This is a genomic window from Micromonospora sp. SD12, from assembly GCF_052068495.1.
In the GTDB taxonomy this organism is placed as follows: Bacteria; Actinomycetota; Actinomycetes; order Mycobacteriales; family Micromonosporaceae; genus Micromonospora; species Micromonospora echinofusca.
On the sequence record NZ_JBQHDF010000056.1, the window covers coordinates 1 to 673 of the forward strand.

Genomic DNA, 673 nt, shown 5'->3' on the forward strand with positions numbered 1-673 from the left:
GGGCTCGCCTTCACCGGCGGCGCCATCGCCGGCCCCGTCACCACCGCCTACGCCGCCCCCACCCAGACCAAGCCCGTCTCCGCCACCACCCAGGACCGCAAGGGTGGCGAGCGTGAACTCGGCGTGCGCTACGAAGCCCAGCCCAACTTCTACTACTGCGGCCCCGCCGCCGCCCGCAACGCCCTGAGCGTGCAGGGCAAGAACATCGACGTCGACGGCATGGCCCAGCGCATGGGCACCACCGAAGCCGGCACCAACTCCATCAACGACATCACCCCCGTGCTGAACAAGGAAACCGGCCGCGACGCCTACCAGTCCGTCGAGATCCGCGAGCCCACCGCCGACGACAAGCAGACCGACAGGCTGCGCGCCGACATCGTCACCGCCATCGACGAAGGCCACGCCGTCGTCGCCAACATCGCCGGCACCGCCACCGACACCGACGGCACCACCCACTCCTTCGAAGGCGGGCACTACATCAGCGTCGTCGGCTACCGCGACAACGGCAACACCGTCACCATCGCCGACTCCGCCGACCCCAACCAGGCCTCCTACCGCATGAGCGTCGACAACCTCGCCGACTGGATCGCCACCCGCGGCTACACCGCCTGACCAGCAGCCCCGCACCACGCAACGACGACAAGGGCCGACCCCCACCCGGGGGCCGGCCCTT

General features: G+C 70.1%; 1 protein-coding gene. It reads left to right on the plus strand.

Annotated elements, in window-relative coordinates:
- Positions 1-612: C39 family peptidase (locus ACTMS2_RS29285; RefSeq protein WP_441178270.1), on the plus strand; the 612-nt coding region annotated here is incomplete at its 5' end.
- Positions 613-673: the final 61 nt, after the last annotated feature.